The sequence below is a fragment of the Ornithinibacillus sp. FSL M8-0202 genome (assembly GCF_037975285.1).
Lineage (GTDB): Bacteria > Bacillota > Bacilli > Bacillales > Amphibacillaceae > Ornithinibacillus > Ornithinibacillus massiliensis.
Map to the genome: position 1 here is coordinate 777240 of NZ_CP150248.1, position 23127 is coordinate 800366.

22 protein-coding genes are annotated in these 23127 nt (G+C 37.6%); 10 read left to right on the forward strand and 12 right to left on the reverse strand.

Annotation, left to right across the window (positions count from 1 at the left end):
• Window positions 1-67 precede the first annotated feature (67 nt).
• Window positions 68-2809, forward strand: coding sequence for an EAL domain-containing protein (locus MKY78_RS03950; protein ID WP_339216399.1), 2742 nt, complete (start codon window positions 68-70; stop codon window positions 2807-2809).
• Window positions 2810-2850: 41 nt separating this feature from the next.
• On the opposite strand, the gene MKY78_RS03955 is transcribed toward MKY78_RS03950, so the two are convergent.
• Window positions 2851-3495: a YitT family protein gene (locus MKY78_RS03955; RefSeq protein ID WP_339216401.1), complete on the reverse strand. Its 645-nt coding sequence runs from the start codon at window positions 3493-3495 to the stop codon at window positions 2851-2853.
• A gap of 243 nt (window positions 3496-3738) precedes the next feature.
• Window positions 3739-5013 (reverse strand): mechanosensitive ion channel family protein, encoded by a 1275-nt coding sequence (locus tag MKY78_RS03960; RefSeq protein WP_339216403.1) that lies wholly within the window; start codon window positions 5011-5013, stop codon window positions 3739-3741.
• Between the two features lie 271 nt (window positions 5014-5284).
• Between MKY78_RS03960 and MKY78_RS03965 the strand changes: the two genes are divergently transcribed.
• The 3 genes from MKY78_RS03965 to MKY78_RS03975 all read left to right on the forward strand — a co-directional run bounded on the left by MKY78_RS03965 (window position 5285) and on the right by MKY78_RS03975 (window position 8734).
• Entirely contained in the window at window positions 5285-6487 is a 1203-nt protein-coding gene (locus MKY78_RS03965) for a zinc ribbon domain-containing protein (protein ID WP_339216405.1), read from the forward strand.
• A gap of 18 nt (window positions 6488-6505) precedes the next feature.
• Window positions 6506-7270: a trypsin-like peptidase domain-containing protein gene (locus MKY78_RS03970; RefSeq protein WP_339216407.1), complete on the forward strand. Its 765-nt coding sequence runs from the start codon at window positions 6506-6508 to the stop codon at window positions 7268-7270.
• Between the two features lie 183 nt (window positions 7271-7453).
• Window positions 7454-8734 carry a S41 family peptidase gene (locus tag MKY78_RS03975; protein ID WP_339216409.1) on the forward strand — a complete coding sequence of 427 codons (1281 nt, stop codon included), beginning with the start codon at window positions 7454-7456 and terminating at the stop codon, window positions 8732-8734.
• Window positions 8735-8794: 60 nt separating this feature from the next.
• Here MKY78_RS03975 and MKY78_RS03980 read toward each other — a convergent pair whose 3' ends face one another.
• Complete coding sequence (locus MKY78_RS03980) at window positions 8795-9628, reverse strand: radical SAM protein (RefSeq protein ID WP_339216410.1); 834 nt, start codon at window positions 9626-9628, stop codon at window positions 8795-8797.
• Window positions 9629-9773: 145 nt separating this feature from the next.
• On the opposite strand from MKY78_RS03980, the gene MKY78_RS03985 reads away from it, so the two are divergent.
• The 4 genes from MKY78_RS03985 to MKY78_RS04000 all read left to right on the forward strand — a co-directional run bounded on the left by MKY78_RS03985 (window position 9774) and on the right by MKY78_RS04000 (window position 11645).
• A complete protein-coding gene (locus MKY78_RS03985) occupies window positions 9774-10394 on the forward strand; it encodes a DUF3298 domain-containing protein (RefSeq protein ID WP_339216412.1) in 621 nt (206 codons plus the stop codon).
• An 82-nt stretch (window positions 10395-10476) separates the two neighbouring features.
• Entirely contained in the window at window positions 10477-10626 is a 150-nt protein-coding gene (locus MKY78_RS03990; protein ID WP_339216414.1) for a hypothetical protein, read from the forward strand.
• 27 nt (window positions 10627-10653) lie between these two features.
• On the forward strand, window positions 10654-10935 hold the full coding sequence (locus MKY78_RS03995; RefSeq protein ID WP_339216416.1) for a hypothetical protein: 282 nt from the start codon (window positions 10654-10656) through the stop codon (window positions 10933-10935).
• Window positions 10936-11159: 224 nt separating this feature from the next.
• Window positions 11160-11645, forward strand: a complete 486-nt coding sequence (locus MKY78_RS04000) for a GNAT family N-acetyltransferase (protein WP_339216418.1) — start codon at window positions 11160-11162, stop codon at window positions 11643-11645.
• 82 nt (window positions 11646-11727) lie between these two features.
• On the opposite strand, the gene MKY78_RS04005 is transcribed toward MKY78_RS04000, so the two are convergent.
• The 3 genes from MKY78_RS04005 to MKY78_RS04015 all read right to left on the reverse strand — a co-directional run bounded on the left by MKY78_RS04005 (window position 11728) and on the right by MKY78_RS04015 (window position 14450).
• Complete coding sequence (locus MKY78_RS04005; RefSeq protein ID WP_339216420.1) at window positions 11728-12825, reverse strand: hypothetical protein; 1098 nt, start codon at window positions 12823-12825, stop codon at window positions 11728-11730.
• 215 nt (window positions 12826-13040) lie between these two features.
• Window positions 13041-13559: a GNAT family N-acetyltransferase gene (locus tag MKY78_RS04010; RefSeq protein WP_339217816.1), complete on the reverse strand. Its 519-nt coding sequence runs from the start codon at window positions 13557-13559 to the stop codon at window positions 13041-13043.
• Between the two features lie 63 nt (window positions 13560-13622).
• Complete coding sequence (locus MKY78_RS04015; protein ID WP_339216422.1) at window positions 13623-14450, reverse strand: GNAT family N-acetyltransferase; 828 nt, start codon at window positions 14448-14450, stop codon at window positions 13623-13625.
• A 228-nt stretch (window positions 14451-14678) separates the two neighbouring features.
• Between MKY78_RS04015 and MKY78_RS04020 the strand changes: the two genes are divergently transcribed.
• On the forward strand, window positions 14679-15695 hold the full coding sequence (locus tag MKY78_RS04020) for a TIGR00341 family protein (RefSeq protein WP_339216423.1): 1017 nt from the start codon (window positions 14679-14681) through the stop codon (window positions 15693-15695).
• A 54-nt stretch (window positions 15696-15749) separates the two neighbouring features.
• Here the strand turns inward: MKY78_RS04020 and MKY78_RS04025 are convergent, their stop codons facing one another.
• The 5 genes from MKY78_RS04025 to MKY78_RS04045 form a co-directional block, all read right to left on the reverse strand.
• The gene (locus MKY78_RS04025; RefSeq protein WP_339216424.1) at window positions 15750-17480 is read right to left on the reverse strand and encodes an ABC transporter ATP-binding protein; all 1731 of its coding nucleotides are present in this window, start codon (window positions 17478-17480) and stop codon (window positions 15750-15752) included.
• 27 nt (window positions 17481-17507) lie between these two features.
• The gene (locus MKY78_RS04030) at window positions 17508-18266 is read right to left on the reverse strand and encodes a MerR family transcriptional regulator (RefSeq protein WP_339216425.1); all 759 of its coding nucleotides are present in this window, start codon (window positions 18264-18266) and stop codon (window positions 17508-17510) included.
• A 217-nt stretch (window positions 18267-18483) separates the two neighbouring features.
• Entirely contained in the window at window positions 18484-19617 is a 1134-nt protein-coding gene (tnpB, locus tag MKY78_RS04035) for an IS200/IS605 family element RNA-guided endonuclease TnpB (RefSeq protein ID WP_339216426.1), read from the reverse strand.
• A gap of 192 nt (window positions 19618-19809) precedes the next feature.
• On the reverse strand, window positions 19810-19986 hold the full coding sequence (locus tag MKY78_RS04040; protein ID WP_339216427.1) for a hypothetical protein: 177 nt from the start codon (window positions 19984-19986) through the stop codon (window positions 19810-19812).
• A gap of 88 nt (window positions 19987-20074) precedes the next feature.
• The gene (locus MKY78_RS04045; RefSeq protein WP_339216428.1) at window positions 20075-20551 is read right to left on the reverse strand and encodes a hypothetical protein; all 477 of its coding nucleotides are present in this window, start codon (window positions 20549-20551) and stop codon (window positions 20075-20077) included.
• Window positions 20552-20869: 318 nt separating this feature from the next.
• Here MKY78_RS04045 and MKY78_RS04050 point away from each other — a divergent pair, with 318 nt between their 5' ends.
• Entirely contained in the window at window positions 20870-22333 is a 1464-nt protein-coding gene (locus tag MKY78_RS04050) for a methyl-accepting chemotaxis protein (protein WP_339216430.1), read from the forward strand.
• Window positions 22334-22425: 92 nt separating this feature from the next.
• Here MKY78_RS04050 and MKY78_RS04055 read toward each other — a convergent pair whose 3' ends face one another.
• Window positions 22426-23013 carry an NAD(P)H-dependent oxidoreductase gene (locus MKY78_RS04055; RefSeq protein ID WP_339216432.1) on the reverse strand — a complete coding sequence of 196 codons (588 nt, stop codon included), beginning with the start codon at window positions 23011-23013 and terminating at the stop codon, window positions 22426-22428.
• Window positions 23014-23127: the final 114 nt, after the last annotated feature.

Consider the following 23127-nt stretch of genomic DNA (forward strand, 5'->3'; position numbering starts at 1 on the left):
GATTAAGTGGTACTATGTTGGAAATACTAACAATAAAGGAACATGTATATTTAGGAGTGACAGCAACATGATGCATTCATCTTATAGCCCTATCTTAACCACTTTTTCAGTGATTATCTTTATTCTATCTATCTACACCTCATTCATTTTAGTAGAAAGAATCTTTGATGGACTTCGTTCACACAAAATATTTTGGATCATAGCAGGAGCATTTGTGATGGCAACTGGTCTTTTTTCTTTTCATTTTATTGTCATCATCGCCCATCACATTTCATTTCCACTAAACTATAATTTAGAAATATTAATCGTGTCCTTTCTATTTGCCCTAATGTCATCGTTTGCTGCTTTTCTAACACTTTATGTTTCGCAACTGACAAAGGCAAAAGCTTGCCTAAGTGTGTTTATTATGGCTTCCGGCATTTTTCTATTACATTATTCCGCAATACTCGCGATGAATGAACCACTTATTATTCAATTTAGCTCGTTATCATTTGGATTAACGATTGTCTTGGCTTTCGTATTTGCCATCTTAACGGTTATGATGTTCAAGCAAATAAGACATCGGACCGCTCATAGTTTTACACGGGCAGGAGGCAATGCAATCCTATTAGGGATTACGATATCTGCCCTACAATATGTTGGGATAGGAGCAATCGAAATTCTCCCTCATGTTCATAATGAAAGAGGCCCTACAGATATTGACACGTTTACTTTAGGTATCATTTTATCGAGTACATCTTCTATGATTATTATCGTTACCTTGTGCATCGCCTGGTTTGATTATCGTTCCTTACAAAAACAGAAACAGCTAATCAATCAAAATAAGCATAGTGAAATGCGTTACCGCGATTTAGTTGAATTTTCCCCTGAGCCCTTACTTGTCCATGATGGAAAACGAATACTATTCGCGAATGATATTTGTATCAAATGCTTACGAGCATCAAATAAAAACGAAATCATAGGTAAACCACTGAAGGATTTCATTCATCCCGATTACCAGCGAATTGCAAAGCAACATGTAAAAAATTTACCCGATCAAAAGCAGGTAGACTTTATCGAAATGAAATTCGTCGCACTGGATGGTTCATTAATTGATGCTGAAATAAAGAGTTATCCGATTGTGTTTGAGCATAAACCAGCGATTCAATTAATCGTCCGAGATATTACAGAACAAAAAAAAGTAAGACGAGAACTGGAGGATAAACAACAACGTTATTCCTCTTTGTTTGATAATAATCCAGACCCTGTATTTTTATTAAATGCGGATGGCATTTTCCAAGATATAAATACTTCTGGTGGGAAGTTAATAGGCTATACAAAAGAAGACCTACTTCAAATGTCCTACCAAGAAGTAGTTGATACAGCACATTTAGATGTTGCAATAGATAACTTTAAGAAAACCATTTCAGGTAAGCCACAAGCATTTGAAGTAAATGTGAAGGCGAGAAATGGTAGTAGCATTCCCGTTAACATTACTACCATTCCGATTACGATTGAAGGTGAGATTACTGGTATATTTGGTATTTCAAAGGATCTTACAAAAGAAAAGCAAGCTCTACAGCAAATCAAGCATCTAGCCTATACCGACCAATTGACTGGACTCCCAAATCGTAGATGGTTTAATCAGCACTTGTCAGAAGTAATTAACCGCTCTGAAGAATACCCGAATTCATTAGCCATTCTAGTAATCGATTTTGATGATTTTAAAGATATTAACGACTTATTAGGCCATCATATGGGCGATACGTTCCTTAAGCATGTCGCCAAAAAGCTACAAAACAGTGTTAGAGAACAGGATCAAATAGCTAGAATTGGCGGAGATGAATTTATCATTACATTAGAAAATGTGACAAAAGCGGAAGCGGAGCAAGTAGCAGAAAGAATACTCGACGTCATGAATCAACCAGTTGACTTAGCAGGGAACGACTTAATCATAACGCTCTCTATCGGCATTAGTATCCTTCACAACTGTTCCATCGAAGTAGAAACATTAATCAAACAAGCAGATTTAGCAATGTACTTAGCCAAACAAAAAGGAAAAAATAACTATCAATTTTACAATGACCAGTTAAATGAAAAGGTGAAGAGACGACTTTATTTAGAAAACGCCTTAAGAAAATCGATCGAAAATGATGAGCTAACACTGTATTATCAACCACAAATTGAATTAAGCACTAGAAAGCTAGTTGGATTAGAGGCATTGCTTAGATGGAATCTAGAAGATGAACAAGTCTCTCCAGCTGAATTTATTCCAATTGCCGAAAAGACTGGCCTAATAGTCCCTATCGGCGAGTGGATTCTTCGGGAGGCTTGTCGGCAAATTGGCAGGTGGAAGGATCATCCTTATCTTCATGTCCCTGTTTCTGTCAATGTATCTGCTAGACAATTAGTCGAGCCAAGCTTTACGAAAAGAATCTATCAAATATTAATGGAAGAAAGCATTGACCCTAAATATCTTAAGCTAGAAATAACCGAAAGTGTCATGATGGACATAGAGGACTCAACCTCTATAGTAAACGAATTACAGGCACTAGGTTTAAAAATCGCAATTGATGATTTCGGAACAGGCTATTCATCCTTACACCTTATTACTAGTCTCGATTTTGAAACACTGAAGATTGATAAAACACTTGTCGATATTCATAATACAAGAAAGATGCGCGTATTAAAGGCGATAATCCAGTCCATCGACAGACCAGTTGTCATTGAAGGTATTGAAACCGAGGAAGAATACCAAGTTTTAAAGGATTTTAATGCTATAGGACAAGGCTACTATTTCGCTAGCCCGCTCCCACCAGAACAATTATAAAAAAGGACAGGTGCTCCCATTTTCAGGGTACCTGTCCTTCTTTATGCACTAGATTTCGAAATATGCTTTTGTTGGTACCTTTGGTCTATCATCCCTAGGAATGCTTTAAACTTTTTAAACGTAAAAGCAAATACAGGACTTTGAACAAAGGTAAAAATAAACGTAAAGATAAATACAGGTCCTCCTAAAAGGAAACCAATCACCAATACAAGTGTCTCCACTAGGATGCGGATGGTTCCAATGGACTTACCCAGTTTATCGGAAATCGATAACATAAATCCATCCCGCGGTCCTGCCCCTACTTCAGCTGAATTGTATAGTCCGCCACCGAAGCCCATCGTAATGATCGCCACAACCATTACGAGATAATCTGTCCATGTATGTGTTGCATTTGGTAGGAAATCAATCCATAAAAACATATCAACAAATACACCTACGAGAATTCCATTTAAAAAGGTACCTAATTTCACATAACTCTTATCCAAGATTAACGCGACAATAATTAATAATACCGAAATAATAATCGCCCAGGAACCGATAGACAAGCCAAATTTATCAAAGAGTGCTACATTTAACACATCCCATGGATGAATTCCTAGATATTGCATTTTCAAAGCAATGGTAATTCCATAACTAAAAATTAACAATCCTAGCATATAAAATGACCAACGAATAAAACGTATCATATTTCCCCTTCCTTCTGTCCTTATCATAGTATGATTTTGAATATAATGAAAGATTTCTGAACCGAAATAGGAACACATTATTTCGTCGTAAATAGGACAGGAAAGTATTGTAAAGCTTCCCGTCGGCTATTCTGAGATTGACTAGCTGGACTAGGACTCGCATATGCAAATAACCTTGAAAATAAAAAGGAGCAGCACCTCAGAATCGCTATTTTTCTGACGTGCTGCTCCCACTATCCATCTCTATTCTTGTCCAGGAGCTCTAGTGTGCACTTCTTCAGTCTCCATTGCTCGGACGTATTTTATATCATTCCCTGTTGGATTCTGGAATAAGCGTAATCCGAATTCTTTCGCTATAGCGAATAGGTGGTCAAAGATATCGGATTGAATCGATTCATAAGCCGCCCATTCTGTCGTATTCGTAAACGCATAGATCTCCAGTGGCAGCCCATTTTCTGTCGGATCTAATTGCCTTACCATTAAGGTCATATCCTGACGAATTCCAGGATGGCGTTTTAAATAATTTTCAACATAAGCACGGAACACACCGATGTTTGTCATTGCTCTTCCATTCACCGGATTTTCTCGACTAACCTTATGTTTGCGATTGTATTCTTCAATTTCTGCTTCGCGCTCCGTTATATAATCAGAAACAATCTGAATCTGTTTTAATCGCTCTATCATCTCTGGAGAGCAGAACCCAATACTTGTCGTATCCAAATATAGTGAACGCTTAATCCTTCTTCCCCCTGCATCCTGCATTCCTCTCCAGTTTTTAAAGGAATTCGAAACTAACGCATAAGCAGGGATCATCGAAATCGTTTTATCCCAGTTTTGTACCTTTACCGTATTTAACGTAATATCAATTACATCACCATCTGCATCATACTTCGGCATTTCAATCCAGTCCCCAACTCGGACCATATCATTTGTAGTCAGCTGAACCCCAGCAACAAGCCCTAAAATGGAATCCTGGAATACTAACATAATAACCGCTGATAACGCACCAATACCACCTAATAAAACAAGCGGGCTTTCTCCAATTAAATTGGCAATGATTAATATAGACCCAATGATGACGAAAATAATATTGGCTACTTGAATATATCCTTTAATCGGTCGCGTTTTAGAGACTTCAAAAGTACGATAAATATCATTAATTGCATGTAATGTACTATTTATTACTAATAACATAATAAGAATAATATATGTGTTAGACGCCTTTTGAATCAATATTTCATAGTTTGGAAAACTCGACGCAAATTGATAAATGATAATTGCCGGTACAATATGTGATAGTCTGTGAAAGACTTTGCGTTCGATAAACACATTATCCCATGTATATTTATTGTTTCTAATGACTCGTGTAATGATCCTTACAACAATCTTCTTCGTAATAAAATTTGCAATGATACAGATTAAAGCGATAGCTAAAACCTTAAGAGTAATAGTAAGATATTTTGCAGTCGCAGGTTCCAAGTCAAAATCTGCAACCCAATTCGTAATAAAATCCTCCATGTTTGTCCTCCATACCTAACGAATATGTATTATGATACCAAATGTATTCGTCTATGTAGAGTATTTAAGGTCTGTCTGCTAAAAAAATCTATAAAACAATTACATCTATCATAACAAACAAACGATACTTTTCCCATCAAACAAGGTACATCCCACAAGCATAATTTACGTATCATGCAAATAAAAAACCAAGCAACCCAAGCACCTTCTCCGGGAATTTCTAATAGGATAGGATAATTGCTATTACTGTAACCAGTTAGGAGGAAGTCACATGTTTTGTCATCAATGCGGCGATAAATTAGTGGACGAATCTACTTTTTGTATAAATTGTGGGGCAAAGGTTGACCAAGATAATCAAATTACAGAACAAATCCAGTCACCGGAAACACCGAATACTTCGATACACTCTCATGAAACTAGCCCACCCCAGGTTGAAACAAATGGTAAAAAAACATTAACCACTCATTCGCTATTCCCTTACGTTATCCCCCTTATAAGTCTCGTATTGGTTTCTGTTTTCCTTATCTTCACTTATTTATCAGAGCAAAGGAAAAATGATCAGGTACTAGAATTACAACAAACGGCAGAGGCAAATGCCTTAGAAGGAAATTTTACAGAAGCCACTAAACTGCTAGAAGATGCAATCGAAATCAGACCAGATTATGACGTATTACAACAAAACCTAGACGAAGTTAATCGTGCCCAAACATTTGCCGATCAGCTTGATGCTGCCTTGACACTGTCAGCGAATCAACAGTTTGATCAGGCTGAACAAGAGCTGACGACATTAACCAATCAACTTGCAGCCGAAAATAGTCCGCTTTTCACTTCCTTTGAAGTCCTTATAACGGCAGAAGAGGAAACTATCACGATTGAAAAAATAAAATTGGAGCTCCCTACCATAACGAACATCGATGAGCTAGCCAATAAACTCCATACACTAGAGGGATTATCCAATACCGAAGCGGAAGCTGTAAAAACAGAGATTATGGATAAAATCGTTCAAATTGCCTTCGAGGAGGCCAGTACGCTTTATACGGATGGATATTTCGAAGAGGCACTCGCTATGTTGAATAAAGGATTAAATTATAGCTCCAATAACGAGCAATTATTAGCCTTTAAAGATGAAATAGAACAGGCAATCACTGCCTTTGAAGAACAGGCGGTACAAGACGACCTGCACAATCGTACCGCAGCTGTAGAAGTTACCTACTTCGATGCCGTGCTTGAAGAGAATGGTGACATCACCATTTCCGGTACCCTTAATAGTACAGCCACCGTTCCAATCTATTCGTTAACCGTTTATTTAGCTATCTTTGATGAAGAAGGGAACTTTCTCTTTGAAGACGTATTATTTGTTGAGCCGTATGAATTAAACCCAGGTGATGAAGGAATATTCGAAGGTGTCCTGGAGGATGTGAACCAAGAGGCTTATATTGAAATCACTAATATTACCTGGTACTTCGATTTGTAAGGAAGGGAAGTGGAGCAAATGAATAAACAATGGATTATTAGTCTAGTCCTAACCGCTGTCGTTTTAGGAATTGGAATCACCGGTTTTTTCATGATCAAGGGCACCATACCTGGTCAGCTTGACCAACCGTCTAGCATTCTCTTAGATAATAATGCTTCGGTTGAAGAAGACACAGCAGGTGAAACCGCATTAAAGGATATTATTCAAGAAGCACAAACGAAAGTAGTAAAAATTGAACTCGCCGATGGCTCCATCGGTTCTGGGTTCTTATATAACGACATGGGCGACGTGATCACCAACGCCCATGTTGTTCATGGTGTACAGGAGGTGACGATCGTTACTTCCGATGAACAACAATTTACTGGAACTGTCATCGGCATTAGTAGTGATATCGATATCGCCCTAGTAAGAGTCGAAGGGTTACAAGGTCTTGAGCCCTTATCCATACGAATGGAAAAGGCAGAAGTCGGTGAGGATGTACTAGCACTTGGCAATCCCCTTGGCTTAGACAACACCGTAACAACCGGCATCATCAGTGGGGTTGGACGAGACTTTGAGCTCCCACCATATACGTACTCCGATGCCTACCAAATCTCCGCCCCCATCGCTCCCGGAAATAGCGGTGGTCCCCTCCTATTAAGTAAAACCGGAGAAGTCATCGGCATTAACTCAGCTGCCTCCGAAGTTGGAACCATTGGATTCAGCATCCCAATTATTGACGTACTTTCATTGATTAAAGGATGGTCAGCATCACCAATGACTACACTACCTGGGGTTGAATAGATTAATGGTTCGTGTTGGATGGTACTTTATTATTGAATTTAAATTGATTTCTTAGGCAAGATTAGATTAACACTCCCCCTCCGCCCCAGGACTGAGGCAAAAGTCCGTCCCACGACATATTGTAATAATTTTCTAACTATATTACGATTATTGTAAACCAACACGGACAAGGGGGACAAACCATTGTATACGGAAATATTTCGTGAAGTAGTCGATATTATGCATCATGATTATGCTGGTTATATTGATAAAAAAGGCTGGGATAACCCAGAAGAATTTGAAAGTAAGATTATGGAACTAGAAAGAAATGCTAACCTAACGCCTCACTCCTTTCTAAAAATCGTGGAAGACTATTTACTAGATTTTAAGGACCCACATATCTTTTTCAACCTCATCCAATCCGAAACACAAAAGCAATTGGATAATGGATTTCGTGTTAGGCGATACCAAGATAAATTGTATGTCACTACACTATCGGGAGAGAAACGTTTAAAGCCTGGCGATGCAATCCTATCCCTTAACAACACGCCCATTCCGGAGCTAGTAAGAAAACATCAACGTGAATTAATGGAAACGAAAGCAGAGCGTGAGGATTGGCGAAAAATCATCCGAAACTATGATGTAGCCGAAATTATCCACCTAGATGGCTCTACAGAGTTCATGGAACTAAAAGCGTATGAGAAGCCTGCATATGTGCCACAACACACCATAACGAAAGTAGATGAAGATACATTATGTATGACACTAACCGATTTCAATGAACCAGATACACTGACAACACTCCTTTCCAAGCATGAGCAGGAACTGACAGCTACGAAAAATCTAATTATTGATGTTAGAATTAATTATGGCGGAAGTACACTTGCATACCAATCTCTAGAAAAATATCTTTTCCCTGACCATAACATAACGATAGATATGCAAGATTACTTCATGAAATTCAACATTACAGATAGAAATGCAGACTTGATGATTCAATCCATTAATGAGGAGCTTACGAAGATAGATAACGAGGAATATCGTACTAGTTTAACCCGCTGGAAAGAAGAAGTCTGGGTTAAACATAAGGGGAAAGGATTCGTTTCCATTGAGGACGAGGAAGTATACGAAATAACCGGAACGAAATCCCCAGAGCATATCGTTCTATTAACGGATAATTATTGTGGAAGTGCTGGGGACGTATTTGTCTGGCTGTGTAAGAAGTCACCGAAGATTACCGTACTCGGTAGACCGACGATGGGGCTCAATGATTACTCTAATTTGATTGATATAACATGGAACAACCAATTTCAATTGATGTATCCAACATCTCGATTAAATCTACTCGATAAACGGAAGCCTGGTGCAGAACCTGGAATTAAACCGGATATTTACATTCCATGGACTCCAGAGCATATACGAAAAGATATCGATATGTGTTGTGCAATGGAAATCTTAAACGAGAAAAACAAAGCCCATAGATGATTAAAAAACACTTATAATCGCGCTAACCTTAGCCATTATAAGTGTTTTTATTAGCCACATTCACTTCAGAAAAGCTTCATCCTTTGAAACACGTACCCTATCATCAGGAAAATATTTCTTAAAATATTTCTCAACCGCAATATGAATATCCTGACGATACCACTCGGACAAGCCATGCTTCTCAAACAATTCCGGCATCCCTAACCTAGCTGATCGTCGCCCCATCGAACCATCCCCAATACGTAGTGTATCAATCCAAACATGATCAACCCTATCTTTCAAAACCTTTGCAAAGTTTGGAGTAAATGGTAACACTGGTGAAACAGATGCCTGGGTTGGTATCCCTGCATCATGCAATCTTTTTAATACCTTTAAGCGCAATGTTACACCAGGGGCATATGGGGCAAAAATCCGCTTCATATCCTCTCGATCTGTTTCAATCGTCATCGATACGAGGACATCACATCTTTCTTTAAGTTGTAAAAGCAAATCCATATCCCGTTCAATTAGCGGTCCACGTGTTTGGATTTGTAGGAAGTCAGGTGGATGTTCTATCATCTCTGCCAATATTCCTCGTGTAATTTGGGCATCCCGCTCTATAGGCTGATATGGGTCTGTAGCAGATGACATAAATATATTGACAGCTGTATCCTTTTTACGCAATTTTTGCATCTCTTTCCGGTAATTCTCCGCCGCATTCTTTTTTATATGGACCCATTCTCCCCATGGAATGTCTTTAAATCGTTGGATGGGCATTTCTCTAACATAACAATATAAACACGCAAAACCACAGCCACTATAAGGATTTAATGAATGGGTAAATCCAACATCTAAATAGCCCTTTGCTTCGGTCAATATCGTCTTGGAAACAACTTCCTGCAACTGAATATTCACTTAATCCACCTCCCAAAATCCACTGTTTATTCTATTTTACTCCGCTCATCCACTCCGATAAAGGATTTATCCTTACTTCTCTCCATATCTTTATTATCACATCGCCCTCACCTATGAATACACTAATCAAAAAGGTGTGAGATATATGCCTAATTCCTTCCCCGTTCAAATAAGAACGCGACAAATTAGTGCAGGTCCGAAAAAAATAGTCTATTATCCTCAAGTAGTACAAATGAACAATCTACATCTACAACACTTTATCAATCAATCCATTATTCAAGAAACGCAATCCTTAATCAATCTGCAAACCGGCGATACCCCACAAACGGTGGTAGAAATGCTTGGGACATATGAAATCAAAAACAACCAACGCGATATTCTCAGTATCTTGTTAACCAATTATACCTACCATGATCGAGCGGCACATGGGATGACATTTAAACGATCCCTATCCTTTGATTTAAAAACTGGGAAAAAGCTTGAACTAAAAGACCTCTTTAAACCAGGTAGTGATTATATCACAAGGCTCTCCGAAATCATCCATGCACAAATTGAGCAACGCGATATCCAATTAATCGATGATTTTACCGTAATAAGCCCCAACCAGGATTTCTATTTAGCAGATAAAACTCTGGTCATTTATTTCCAGCTATACGACATTACGCCATATGTGTTTGGTTTCCCAATATTTCCTATTTCTATTTACGAAATTCAAGATATTATCAGGGAAGATGGTCCATTAGGAAGATTGGCAGAGAATAATTAACCCCCACCTACTTGAACAATATGGTATAATGAAATAGAAATTTCCAATAAAAACCAATGATCGCAGAAGTGAGGACAATAGGATGAAGCAAGTATTCGGGATTATGTTATTGGTCATAACATTAGTCGGTTGTAGTAATGAACCGGTCGTAACTAATCATTATTACTATTCCTTAACAGGTGAAGGAGAATGGATTGTAAATCCTTATCAACTAGAAATCTCACCTAACTAGATAAAAGCAGGAAATGGCATCTTAACCATGAAGAATACTTCAGAATTCCTAACTAATTCTTACCAGATACAGTTATTTGCTGAAATAGATGGTGAAGAAGTATTGCTTCAAAGTAATACATTTAAATATAATTTTGATAATAATATAGCAAAAATATCGACTGGAATTACCGAAAGCTCTGGAGAAACAACCATCTCACCAAATAAACTGAACACTATTTATTTGATGATAAACTGGTACGACATGAATGATGAAACACTATTAGAAGAAAAGATAGATCTATATGATAAGCATGCGTTTCTTAACTAAAGGAAAACCAACCTCACCTCGAGTACAAAAATAAAATAGCATTACAATTAGCAATCAATTTAGAGAGGGTCCATAACATACTATTTAGTAGATGAAAAAGAGCACCATTATGCTCTTTTTCATTTTTTTCATATACATTAACAGAAAATGTCCATATTTATCAGAACAAATGTTATACTATTTAAAATTATTGGAATCAAGCACAAGCGGAAAGGCTGATAAGAATGGCATATGTAATTCGTAAAATGCAACCAGAAGATATAAAACAAGTTCAAGATGTGGCAAAAACAACTTGGAACACTACTTACGAAGGAATAATTCCTTCAGAGGTACAAGAAAATTTCTTGAAATCGGCTTACAATGATGAAAGGATGAAGCAGCGGTTAGAACATTCTACTCTTTTTGTAGCTGAAGTAGAAGGCAGAGTTGTTGGTTTTGCTAACTTTTCTCCAGTAAGAGAAGATGGAAAAGTGGAGTTAGGGGCTATTTATCTTTATCCAGAACAACAAGGTAAGGGGTTAGGTTCAGCATTATTACAAAAGGGGATGAAAGAGTTAGACGGTGTAAATGAGATTTATATTAATGTCGAAAAGGATAATAAAATCGGAAAGACCTTTTATGAAGCCAAAGGTTTTAAGATTGTCAAAGAGTTTGATGATGATTTTGATGGTCACATCCTAAAGACAGTAAGAATGGTGTTAAAAGTATAAAGTGCGCATATGCAAGCTCATGCTGTCCTCACATGCTCAGGGAATCCCCTGAGCATGTCCAAAGACGAATAGGAAGCACGTTCTATTCTAAAACGATATAATACATATGATCTTTCTCCACCAGGTTCCCTTTCACTTCCCCAACACCTTCCATAAAGATAACCCCATCACGAATAATCGATTTTTCATCTAGCACTAGGTGTAGCTGTTTTATCGCACTAAACGTATCACCACTATCAACCATAACAGGCTGACTAATTTGAAAAACCTTGTCATTAATCGCAACCGAAATAAAACGCTTATGCAAACGTTTATTGTCCTTAACTATCACATTCATCGGGTCGAACCCTTTGGAAACCATGTCACCTTTTATATAAACATGGTACCCCTTTGTTTGCTCAAATTGAAGAAAGATTTCTTCTTTTTCTTTTGTAATACTTTCTATAATTGAAATGGTCTCGTCACTAATTTCTAAGTCATGGATACGATAAGGTTGCCATTCCACCAGTTCCTTTAACATGTCATATAACAAGTTATCTGATGCAAAAAACGTCTCTTTCCAGGCAGGAGCAAGCTCATCAAGCAATGAGCAAAGGAATAATCCAGAGCTATAACAACTCTTGCGCAGCATCCTCGACGACTCGCTATTATTTAGTAAACTACTACGATATGTCGTTAAACTATCCGCATATGCCTTATGGCTCTTATGACGATAAGCCTGTGATTCTACATAAAAAGCAGGACCCTCTACTGTTTCAATAGAAAGCTCATAATCTAAATACTGCCCCATCACCGTTCTTCTACTTTCCCTAGCAGCAATAAATTGTGTTAATGAACGATATTGTTCTTCCTTCGTAGTAGCCATCACCGCATGATAAAGATACTGCCTTTCTCTATTACGTAATTCTATATTTTCTTTTAGTAATGGATAGTTCATTCCTAGTAACTCATTAGGGAATCGTTTTTCTCCTTGAAGGTGTTGGAATCCATGCAATAACTCATGCACGACAATCGAATAAATACGCTCCATATCGCTGTAATGTTCTACATTCACGATCGCTGTCGGATAATCTTCATACAAAATAAGTGTATCTGCACCGCCTGAATTGTTCATCCCATTCGACATAACAATACGGCTCATTATCGCAATCAAACTTGGGATGATTATAGAGGTAAACATCGTCTTTATCATATAGCGCAAAAGCTACTATTTCAAATCTTGGCCAATAAGAAATAGCATGTTGTTTTATAATATTGTACAGATTTTCAGCATTCACCGTTCTATCTTTTCCCTTTTTTAGCAAGTCCTGTTTCATTTCGAATCAATCCCTTACGTCGAGTCCTTGTAGTATAATTTTCTAAGTTAGTCCATCATAAACTTTTTTTTATAAATCATCATATAAGCGTTTTGGTCATAATGAAGTCTATTTGTTCTTCATCTCCCATATAAAAGGAGTGGGATCCCGTTTGAACAAACCCCATCTTTTTATAAAATGCAATTGCATTTTCATTTTTCTCCCAAACACCTAGCCAAATTTTCTTTTTGTTCTGTTCCATTGCAATTTCGATTGCTTTGTTTACTAAATATTTACCAAGACCATGTTTTTGATAATCCTGCTTAATATAAATTCTCTCAATTTCTAGTGACTCAGCACCCATATCTTCTGACTGAGCATTCTCTGTATTAACCTTTAAATATCCAGCTAATTTTCCATCTACATAGACAAAATAGAATCGAGAGGAAATCGTAGATAATTCTTTTTTTAATTGCTTTAAATTAAATGCCTTTTCCAAATAGGCTTTCATATTTTCTGCTGTGTTTTGATGTTTAAATGTTCCATTAAACGTTTCATAACTAATTTCTTGAAGCATATGTAAATCTTCCATGGTACATTTTTTTATCGTTATCGTCATATCATTACGCCGCTCCTTCATAGAACACTTAATTACTTTGTCTTCTCCATTAGATAAGGTTAATTAAAAGTAAAAATCATACCCTAGATAAGTAAATGACTTTTTAAATCCTACATTTTCAGCAATGGCAATAGAAGGCTTATTTGATTCCATACAATCCCAATAAGGTGTATACTCCCTCTTAAAACACGCTTGAACAAAGGCATGAGCTAATTTTTGCGCTATCTTTTTTCCTCGATGCTTTTCTAGTGTTTCAATATTGATACTATGTGTTTTTTCTACAACAAAACCAGAAAGACATGTACTAACTATGTTATTTTCATGGACAATGCCATAACCAATTCCCTCTTGAAAAAACATCTCTATTGATGCCCAATTTTCACTCACTTTATCTTGTATTTCCGTTATATTTTGAATCGAACCATCTTTGTTTTCAAAGAGAGATTCATCTATTTTCACCATATCATACCCTGGTTCCATATCAGGCTCATAGATTTTTCTGTAGTCCTTTGATTCCAAAATATAAACCCTTTGCTTCCAGCTACCTACTTGCCGATGTTCAAACAGCTTTAGAATTGTCTCATTCCACTTCGGATGATTACCAATTCCTTCAAAAAAGCCCAAGCCAACCTTCTTTGTCTCTACTCGAATCACCGAATCAATAAATTGGTTTAATTCGGAATTAAAGCTATCATTTTTCTCATTACCAATAAAAATAAATCCATCATTATTACCTAACCAAATAATGCCAGTAGTAGGAGAATCACGATCATCCACAAATACACGACCAGGATTGATCCCTTCTATTACCGCTTTAGCTTCTATTTGCCCGTCTTCATTTAAAAGATCCCTACACATATAAAACGCATCTCTAGTTAACTCTGAAATCATATTTTTTCCTCTTCTCTACCATCTATTTTCTAGTTTACTAACTTTATTCCGATGACCACACAATAGCCAATTCGTGTCGCTCTTTCCATTAGAACCCCACGTTAGCTCACACCATCATAACATAATATTTAGAATTTTTTACCACAAACCTAAAACCCCCCAATCGATTCTAATACAAGCTATTTATGGAAAGGATACTACTAAACATTACGCATAGGAGAACTAACGATGGAATTACAGTTAATTGAGGCATATGTCCCAGAACAAATTTTTGACCGGACAGATGAAGCTTTGAAAAACTATCCCCATGTTTCTTATTGGATATCAAAGGAAACAGCGGAACGTACATTAATCCGTGTGCTAGTACGAACAAAGGATACCGAAGAAATATTAAATTACCTGGAAAAACAAGCACAGCTTACGGAAGGATTTGAAGTGCTGCTTTTTCCTGTTCATACATATATGAAGCAATTATCAAAGGAGGAAAAAGAACAGAGACAGCAGGAAACCGAGGAAAACACGAGAAAATTACAGCGTGTCAGCAGACAGGAATTACTAGGCACCATTACTAAATCAAGCCATATTACACTAAATTATACGTTAATGATTATGATTGCAGCCGTTGTCGTCACGATTGGGTTTATCCAAAATAGCCCTGCCGTGATTATTGGGGCGATGGTGATTGCCCCCATGCTTGGGCCAGTAATTTCCATTGCCTTTTCATCTATACTGGGGGATTTCTCCTTATTGCGGAGTGCCTCCTTTACCTTGTTATATGCAGTTGCAATTGTTATAGCAATATCGATAGGGTTTACCTTCTTTTTCCCAGTACCATTAGAAAGCAATGAATTTGCAACGAGAACACATGTGAACATTGCCGACATGGTATTAGCCTTTGTCACCGGAATTACTGGTGCATTATCCATTTTGAATCGACTTCCAGGATCATTAGTAGGGGTCATGGTCGCTGTAGCTCTTATACCACCTAATGTTGTCTTGGGGATGTCCATAGGATCTGGATTGTGGAAGGAAGCCTATGGATCACTTCTATTACTAGTAGGGAATATTACCTCCGTTATTTTGGCAGGTATCATTGTATTTTCTTTGAGTGGAATTCGTCCGGTTAGGTGGAGTGAAGTAGAGAAAGCGAGAACGTCACGAAAACGATCAATCCTGTTTGTTAGCTTAGTCATTCTGCTATTAGTAATTGTCATTCTTTTTAGTAATAATCTTGATTTAATATAACTAAAGGAGAGCTCCAATACGCTTGGGTAGCGCTAGAAGAGCTCTCCTTTTCTTTTACGTTAGCTGCTGTTCGGCAAACTCTCGATACAGTTCATGGTTTTCCACTAACTCCTGATGGGTACCAACTCCAGTGACAGTCCCTTTTTCAATAAAAATAATCTTATCTGCATCAACAATCGTGGATAATCGATGGGCAATGACAAAGGTCGTTCTCCCTTCCATTAGCCTTGTTAATGCCGCTTGAACAATGCCCTCTGATTGACTATCCAAGCTTGCAGTGGCTTCATCCATCATTAAAATTTTAGGATTTCGTAAAAATGCACGTGCTATATTAATCCGCTGCCGTTGTCCACCGGAAAGCTTTACTCCCCGCTCGCCGACTTCTGTGTCCATTCCATTACTGAATTCTTGGATAAATCCGTCAGCATAAGCCATTTTCGCCACTTCCCATAAGCGCTCATCCGGAATGCTGTCGGCATCAGGTAACCCATAGGTTAAATTTTCTCGAATCGTTCCAGCCATCATCGCATTTTCTTGGGACACATATCCAATCTGACTGCGCCATGACGCTAATGATAATTGGTGAATGGATGTATTTCCAACTCTGATTTCACCTGAAGTAGGCTCATAATAACGCTCTAACAAAGCAAACATGGTAGACTTCCCACCACCACTTGGACCCGCAAAAGCAATCATCTCACCAGGGTTAGCTTGAAATGATACATGATGAAGAACGGGTTCTCCATCTTCATAGGCAAAGGAAACATCCGATACTTCAATTGATTTATTCGTTATATCCATTTCAATTCCTTTTTGCCCGGCTTCATCATCCGAATCCAGAATCGTAATAATTCTCTCTGTCGCCCCTTTTGCCTTTTGTAACTGTGTGAAAAACATCGCGAACGACGTAATCGGAAAAATAATCTGAAATAAATACAGTAAAAATGCTACTAATGATCCTGTTGTCATCGATCCCTCTGCTACGCGAATACCACCGTACCCAATAATCACCACAATAACAAGCATCATTACCGTGTACATCAGAGGACCAATCAAAGCAAAAATGCGTGCCTCTCTTAATCCAAATTGTAGGAGCTTACCAATTCCTGTTACGCCTTTTTGTTTCTCAACAGATTCTGCTGTCGATGCTTTCATTAAGCGAATTTCACTAATTGTATGTTGTATCATCCCAGAAAATGTAGCCGTTTCATCCTGTAATCCTTTAGATACCTTAGCCATTTTAGTCCCTAACGGAATCATGATTGCAGCTGTAATTGGCACGGCCAGTAGCATCATTAATGTCATTTTCCAATCCAAGATAAGTAAAATCGTAACGGCTCCAATAATGGAAATAATGCCCCCAATAAATTGAGGGAAATGCTGGGAAATTAAATCTTTTACAATACCAGTATCATTCACTACCCGACTCACCGATTCCCCACTTGCCTGCTTATCAAAGTAGCGAACCGGGAGACGAATCATTTTATTCCACATCATCTCACGCATCCGAGCAACAATCCTCTGCCCAACTGCTGCAAGTAAATAGGTAGACACCCCGTCCACGACAGCCTGCAAAATAAACACCACAACAATCGCGATAATAATCCATATGCTCAAGGATTCTAACGAAAAGCCGTCGACTAATTCACCCGTTAACATCGGGATTGTCAATCCGATTAGCGTCGTAATGACGCTCCCAATTAACCCTATCGTGAGAGCTAATTTCGGGACATTAGTCGATTTTATGAGTGTAAGAAAAGGTTTCAAACCATTATTTTTTTCCATCGTTTTTATCTCCTATATTCTACGTTTTTACGTTGATCTTTCCATATAATATTCCATCGCTTTGGCAAGCCATTCCTCTTCTTCTTTTGAAAAAGGAGATGGAACCATTGTCTCTAATTCCATTATCTTTTCTTCCTCTAAATCTATTTCCCCTAATTCTGTCACAACATCTTCTCCTAAAAATTTGAAAACTGCTTCCATATACGATTCAACAAGCTCTTTTACTTCCTCATCCTCAAACGGTCTCCCATATAAGCGTTTGAGACCTTTTGACACTTTGATATACTCTTTATCGATCGCTAATTTTTCATCCTCTGTCTTACTTTCTATAAGCTCTGCCACGGATTCCAACTGATATTTTTCCAACCATTCCTTCTGGTGTGGTTCTGTTTGTATACTACTAATTAATGATAGTAATACAGAACTTTCTACTTCTCCCTCCTCCTCCAAAATCATAATCGTTCTCTTTATCGCGGCTAGTGATCTTTCTATATTTTCTTTTTCTTCTTCTAACTTTTTCACGTGGAGGTTTAGGGTGCTATTAAGGCTAACTGTAAAACTCTTCTGATTTAACATCTCACCTATTGTATCCAAACTATACCCTAGGAACTTTAGACTTACAATTTTTTGCAAGGTAACCACATCTTCATCCTTATATAAGCGATGTCCAGAAGTCGGATGTTTCTCTGGTCGAAGCAGTCCAAGCTCATCATAATAATGTAGTGTTCTAATCGAAATTCCAGTACGCTTTGAGAATTCCCCTATTAGGTATGATTGTTTTCCCATTATAATCCCCCTCTAAAGTTCGTACATTCATTATAAAACCTCACGTAACTGTAGGTGCAATACAAAATTGAACTACCCCCACTTAACCTCCTTGCAGGATGTTTGAAGTGGGGGATTCTTGGGAACAGAGCGTACTTGTTCGTGGTATTTCTTAACTAACAGCGGTTTCTCTTCTTTACCAAGCTATCCCCGTAGTCCCTACGGTTTTATATATGGTTTAAGCCGAAGCTACGATTCGTAATCCTTCAGCTAGAATATTTTTACTCGCATTGATATCTCGATCATGATGCATGTGACAAGCTGGACAAGTCCATTCCCTTACCCCAAGCGACTTCTTGCCAGTGTGATGTCCACAAGCAGAGCATCGTTGACTGGATGGGAAGCCCCTACTTATTTTCACCAGGGTTTTACCATACCAATCCGCTTTGTACTGTAATTTCGTCACAAAACTAGACCATGATACGTCAGCGATAGATTTTGCTAGTTTATGATTGCGCAACATTCCTTTCGTGTTCAAGTCTTCGATACAGATGACATCGTGGTTTTTGATGATGGCTGTACTGAACTTATTCAGGAAGTCGGCACGTTGATTCAGCACTTTTTCATACAATCTTGCTACTTTTCGTTTTTGTTTTTGATAGTTTTTGGCATCGAGTAAGTTGATTCCGTTGTTTTTCGCATGCAAAGCACGTCTGGATAGTTTGCGTTGTTCTCGTTTTAACTTTTTTTCCATGTTGGCGGTGAACCGATGATTATCCACCTTTTGTCCATCAGAAAGTATCGCAAAGTCCGTGATGCCTAAGTCAATTCCGATAGCGGATGCTGTTTTTGCTAATGGTTGTACGTCTGTTTCTGCCAGTATAGAGATGAAATATTTTCCGCTTGGATTACGTCTTACCGTAGCATTGATGATACGACCATGTACTTCACGGCTTTTGGCAAAGCGAACAAAACCAAGTTTCGGCAGTTTTATTTTGTTGTCTACAATGGAGATATTTCCGTTGGTCTGCTTCGTTGTGTAGGATTGAACCGGATGCTTTTTGGACTTAAATCGTGGGGCTTTGTTTTGCTTTTGAAAGAATCTGGAGAAGGCATCAGAGAGGTTTTGGAGGGAAGATTGGACTGCGATGCTGTCTACTTCTTTTAACCAGCTTAATTCTTTTTTCAATTGAGGTAGTTGAGCAGAACAAGCGTTATACGTCAGTCCTTTTCCTGTTTGTTTGTAGGTGTCGTTCCATTTTACTAAAAAATGATTGAAGACAAAACGAGAACAGCCAATGGTTTTCGCAATCTGTCTTTTCTGTTCATTTGTTGGGTAGATGCGGAATTTATAGGCTTTTTTGATGAGCATTGCCTTCACCTCTTTCCTGTATCACGATATCCCTATTATACCATATTTTGCATGGTGGATAGGTCATTTCAGGGAAGAATGTAAGCACTTGAATAGTCGGACAAGAGATGGCGATTCATCTCCCATCTACTCATTTCCCATTCCTTGAGGTGGGAGTCTTCTCGCCTATTGATGATAAAGGCTACCAATTTATTATACGTATTCTAATTGCCCCTTTACTTGCTTAACGGCGATTATTGAGACGTCACTTCCATAGGAAAAACGGAACTTCTTCCTTGCTTCTGCAGGTGATCGTGCTATAACCGTTTTTAACCATTTGGTTCCATTAAGCTCCGCTTCGACTACATACCTTTTAGCACCACATTTCATGTAACTCCCACCTTTTCAGCTATTATCTCGTGAATAATCAAGTTGGTCAAAAGTTTGGATTAAAATGCTGAATGGTAAGTGTTTTACACTACTTCACCTTTAAGGCAATTGCATAGATTGCATTACCATTGGAAACATCTTCGTTACTTTCATCCATCCACCAAACACCAATATCATAATAATAGACTCCTTCTTCTTCCGGTGCTGTAAAAGTAAAATTCGTAACAGCGACATCGTTACTTTTCTTATTACTCGTTTGTGTAAGATGAACTTCATTCGGTAGCGGTTCGAAGTCCATTCCGAATGTCACGGTTTCACCTGCCTCTATCTCAATTGGTTCCTTATCTTTTAGTAATATTTCAGCTCCCGCAACATCCACACATTCAGCAGTTGTCGTCTTCTTCCAGCAATAGGCACCAAGTACCGTTTCATATTGTTGACCAGCAATTTCAACCCACATTTTAGGCGGTTTATCAACCTCCACTCCCTCTTTACTAGCGGCACTAGTATCACAACCCGTGAGTACAATAGCTAACACCACAAAGTAAAATAACAACCTTTTCAATTGAAATCCTCCTTTTTTTATCTATAGGACGTCAGGATGAACGGATTTGTTTCAATAAGCCATTGCTAGAGTAGGTATCTACTTTGTTAGGAGTGATTTCACAGTTTCAGGAAACTTCGGTGAGAAAAGTTAATTCAATCAGGACTTTTATCCTATATAGTCATGTTATCGATTTTTTCCCAGAATGATGGAACATTCCTTAAATCATCTGCATTGACCGCATTATTAGTTTACTATCTAGCATTCAAATATAGATACATTTACCTACTTTTTATGCTAAGATAATGAATGGAAATGATAAAATAAAGGAGATTTCACATGACACTTGAACAATTAAACAACGAAACATTGCGGAAAAAGAATAAAATTATACTCATTATGTTAATACTTTCCGTTATTCTCGGTACAGTAGTGGAGATGAGCCTAAATAAACCGTTATTGCTCATATGGACAATTGCCATTGGTGGAGGAATATTGTGTGCTATTATTGCCTTCTTACATATAACGAACCGCCTAACAAAATTAATTTCTTATATGTCTATAATCGGTTTAGTCATTCTGTTAGGTGCCATTATTTTAATTAGCCCTTCGGAGAATAACCTATCATTAATTTACTTTTTATTAATTTGTTCTGCCCTATATATGAATTTAATTCTATATGTAATCGGAACATGTTTTGGATTAGGATTACTAATCTTTGCTTTCACATTAAATGGTGATATTTATTCATCTGATCTTGGCACGTATTTACTACTATTTTCCTTAGCTATTATTGTATTATTTTTCCAGCAAAAAATTATGGGTAGCTTGGAAAGAAACCTTGCTTCTAGCCAAGTGGCCATGCAGGAAAAATTAGAAGCAGAATCCAATCAACGTATTGTATTAGCAGAAAACTCTAAAGTAATAGCAGATAATATGTACACAATTGAAAAGCAGTCAGAAGCTGAGAAAGTAGCAACCCAAGAACTTAATTCTGCTATCCAAGAAATTGCTGCTGGGGCACAGTCACAAGGAAATGCTATCAACGATATCACGGAAGCCGTAGAAACCACTGCGAAGCAAGCCGTTTCCATGAATGGACAAGTTGAGCAAATCAGTGAATTCACGACACAAATCACAGATCAGATTAATGAAGGTCGTACACAATCACATGTATTGAATGAGCAAATGAATGAGTTCAAGGAGTTTCTTGAGCTTACTGAAGAGAATATGAAACAATTAAGTGAGAAAATTGAATCGTCCTTAAGCTCCATTCAAGCTATTCAAGGAATTACCTCCCAAACCAATTTACTTGCGCTCAATGCTTCCATTGAAGCAGCAAGAGCTGGTGAAGCAGGAAAAGGATTCTCCGTCGTAGCAGATGAAATCCGCAAACTAGCAGAGACTTCTGATAAAACGGCTGTTCAAATTTCTACTACATTACATGAAATACATAGTAACAATGTAGAAACACAGGATCAAATGAATACCGTTGCAAGAAAAATGGATGAAAACATCGAAGGAACAAGGAAAAACCAGTCTATCTTTGATTCTATTCAAGCATCAATTGTCCGATTGAAAGAAGAAGTGAATTCCTTTGGGACACTTGCTAAAAATATCGACCAAGAGACTGTATCCATTGAACGTGCTGTAAATGAATTTGCATCCTTATTACAGCAAGCATCAGCTTCGCTTGAAGAGATTTCAGCTACTGTTCAATCACAGACTAATTATAAGGAACAGCTTGCCGAATTAATCCAAGAGACAAATAAAGCTACCCAAAATCTAAAAGGTTTATTTTAGATAACTCACGTAAAGTAATGCCTCCCAAAAGATAGTTGCTATTCTAGCATTTGAGGAGGCATTACGAAGGTGAGTTTATCTTCTGAAAGGATCTAATGACTTAATCGTTTAAAATAATGGTATATTTTCTCGAGCTTTTTGACTTGTCTGCCCTTTGAACATTCCATATTTCCAAATTCAAAAAACTTTACTCTTTTAATTCCAACAAAGCTAAATAAAGCTCTTTTCATTAACAGTTTATGTGCATTATTCAACCATAGCAATGGATAAAAAGTTGGCCCTTTCATAGTTGATATACAAATGACAGACTTTCCTTTCAATAATCCTTCTGGGAAAAGCCCCCTCTTATCTTTATAAGCAAAATTTGAGGCAAATAAACGGTCGATATACCCCATAAGCATAGCAGGTGGCCTTCCCCACCAAATGGGATATATAAAAACGATTTTATCTGCCCAAGTAATCTGTTCCCTATACTTTTCCAAGTCAGGATCAATATGCATAGCACGTCTCCGCTTTTGCTCATTAAATACTAAAACTGGATTAAATCCCTCTTCATATAAATCCAAAATCTGTATTTCATCAATGTTTGTGTTCTCTTTACTGCCATTAACAATGTGTTGTAAAAAAGCATAATTTAAACTTTTGTGATTCGGATACGTATAAATAATTAGCATTTTCATCGTCATTCCCCCTTTAATTATCATTTGATAACAAAATTATAACGCCGCTGTTTTTATTTATCAAATGATAATTGTTTATTGATAACTATTTTGTTATCTTATTTCTATGAGGTG

What these genes read in the sequence shown, in the direction of transcription:
- MKY78_RS04015 (WP_339216422.1), bottom strand. Translation starts at nt 14,450, where the DNA reads ATGATTTCAGAGTTAACTAGAGATGCGTTTTATATGTGTAGGGATCTT.
- MKY78_RS03960 (WP_339216403.1), bottom strand. Translation starts at nt 5,013, where the DNA reads ATGGAGGATTTTATTACGAATTGGGTTGCAGATTTTGACTTGGAACCT.
- MKY78_RS03985 (WP_339216412.1), top strand. Translation starts at nt 9,774, where the DNA reads ATGCCTAATTCCTTCCCCGTTCAAATAAGAACGCGACAAATTAGTGCA.
- MKY78_RS03950 (WP_339216399.1), top strand. Translation starts at nt 68, where the DNA reads ATGATGCATTCATCTTATAGCCCTATCTTAACCACTTTTTCAGTGATT.
- MKY78_RS04030 (WP_339216425.1), bottom strand. Translation starts at nt 18,266, where the DNA reads ATGGGAAAACAATCATACCTAATAGGGGAATTCTCAAAGCGTACTGGA.
- MKY78_RS04055 (WP_339216432.1), bottom strand. Translation starts at nt 23,013, where the DNA reads ATGAAAATGCTAATTATTTATACGTATCCGAATCACAAAAGTTTAAAT.
- MKY78_RS03955 (WP_339216401.1), bottom strand. Translation starts at nt 3,495, where the DNA reads ATGATACGTTTTATTCGTTGGTCATTTTATATGCTAGGATTGTTAATT.
- MKY78_RS04040 (WP_339216427.1), bottom strand. Translation starts at nt 19,986, where the DNA reads ATGAAATGTGGTGCTAAAAGGTATGTAGTCGAAGCGGAGCTTAATGGA.
- MKY78_RS04000 (WP_339216418.1), top strand. Translation starts at nt 11,160, where the DNA reads ATGGCATATGTAATTCGTAAAATGCAACCAGAAGATATAAAACAAGTT.
- MKY78_RS04020 (WP_339216423.1), top strand. Translation starts at nt 14,679, where the DNA reads ATGGAATTACAGTTAATTGAGGCATATGTCCCAGAACAAATTTTTGAC.
- MKY78_RS04010 (WP_339217816.1), bottom strand. Translation starts at nt 13,559, where the DNA reads ATGACGATAACGATAAAAAAATGTACCATGGAAGATTTACATATGCTT.
- MKY78_RS03995 (WP_339216416.1), top strand. Translation starts at nt 10,654, where the DNA reads ATGAAGAATACTTCAGAATTCCTAACTAATTCTTACCAGATACAGTTA.
- MKY78_RS03965 (WP_339216405.1), top strand. Translation starts at nt 5,285, where the DNA reads ATGTTTTGTCATCAATGCGGCGATAAATTAGTGGACGAATCTACTTTT.
- MKY78_RS03990 (WP_339216414.1), top strand. Translation starts at nt 10,477, where the DNA reads ATGAAGCAAGTATTCGGGATTATGTTATTGGTCATAACATTAGTCGGT.
- MKY78_RS04050 (WP_339216430.1), top strand. Translation starts at nt 20,870, where the DNA reads ATGACACTTGAACAATTAAACAACGAAACATTGCGGAAAAAGAATAAA.
- MKY78_RS03970 (WP_339216407.1), top strand. Translation starts at nt 6,506, where the DNA reads ATGAATAAACAATGGATTATTAGTCTAGTCCTAACCGCTGTCGTTTTA.
- tnpB (WP_339216426.1), bottom strand. Translation starts at nt 19,617, where the DNA reads ATGCTCATCAAAAAAGCCTATAAATTCCGCATCTACCCAACAAATGAA.
- MKY78_RS04005 (WP_339216420.1), bottom strand. Translation starts at nt 12,825, where the DNA reads ATGTTTACCTCTATAATCATCCCAAGTTTGATTGCGATAATGAGCCGT.
- MKY78_RS04025 (WP_339216424.1), bottom strand. Translation starts at nt 17,480, where the DNA reads ATGGAAAAAAATAATGGTTTGAAACCTTTTCTTACACTCATAAAATCG.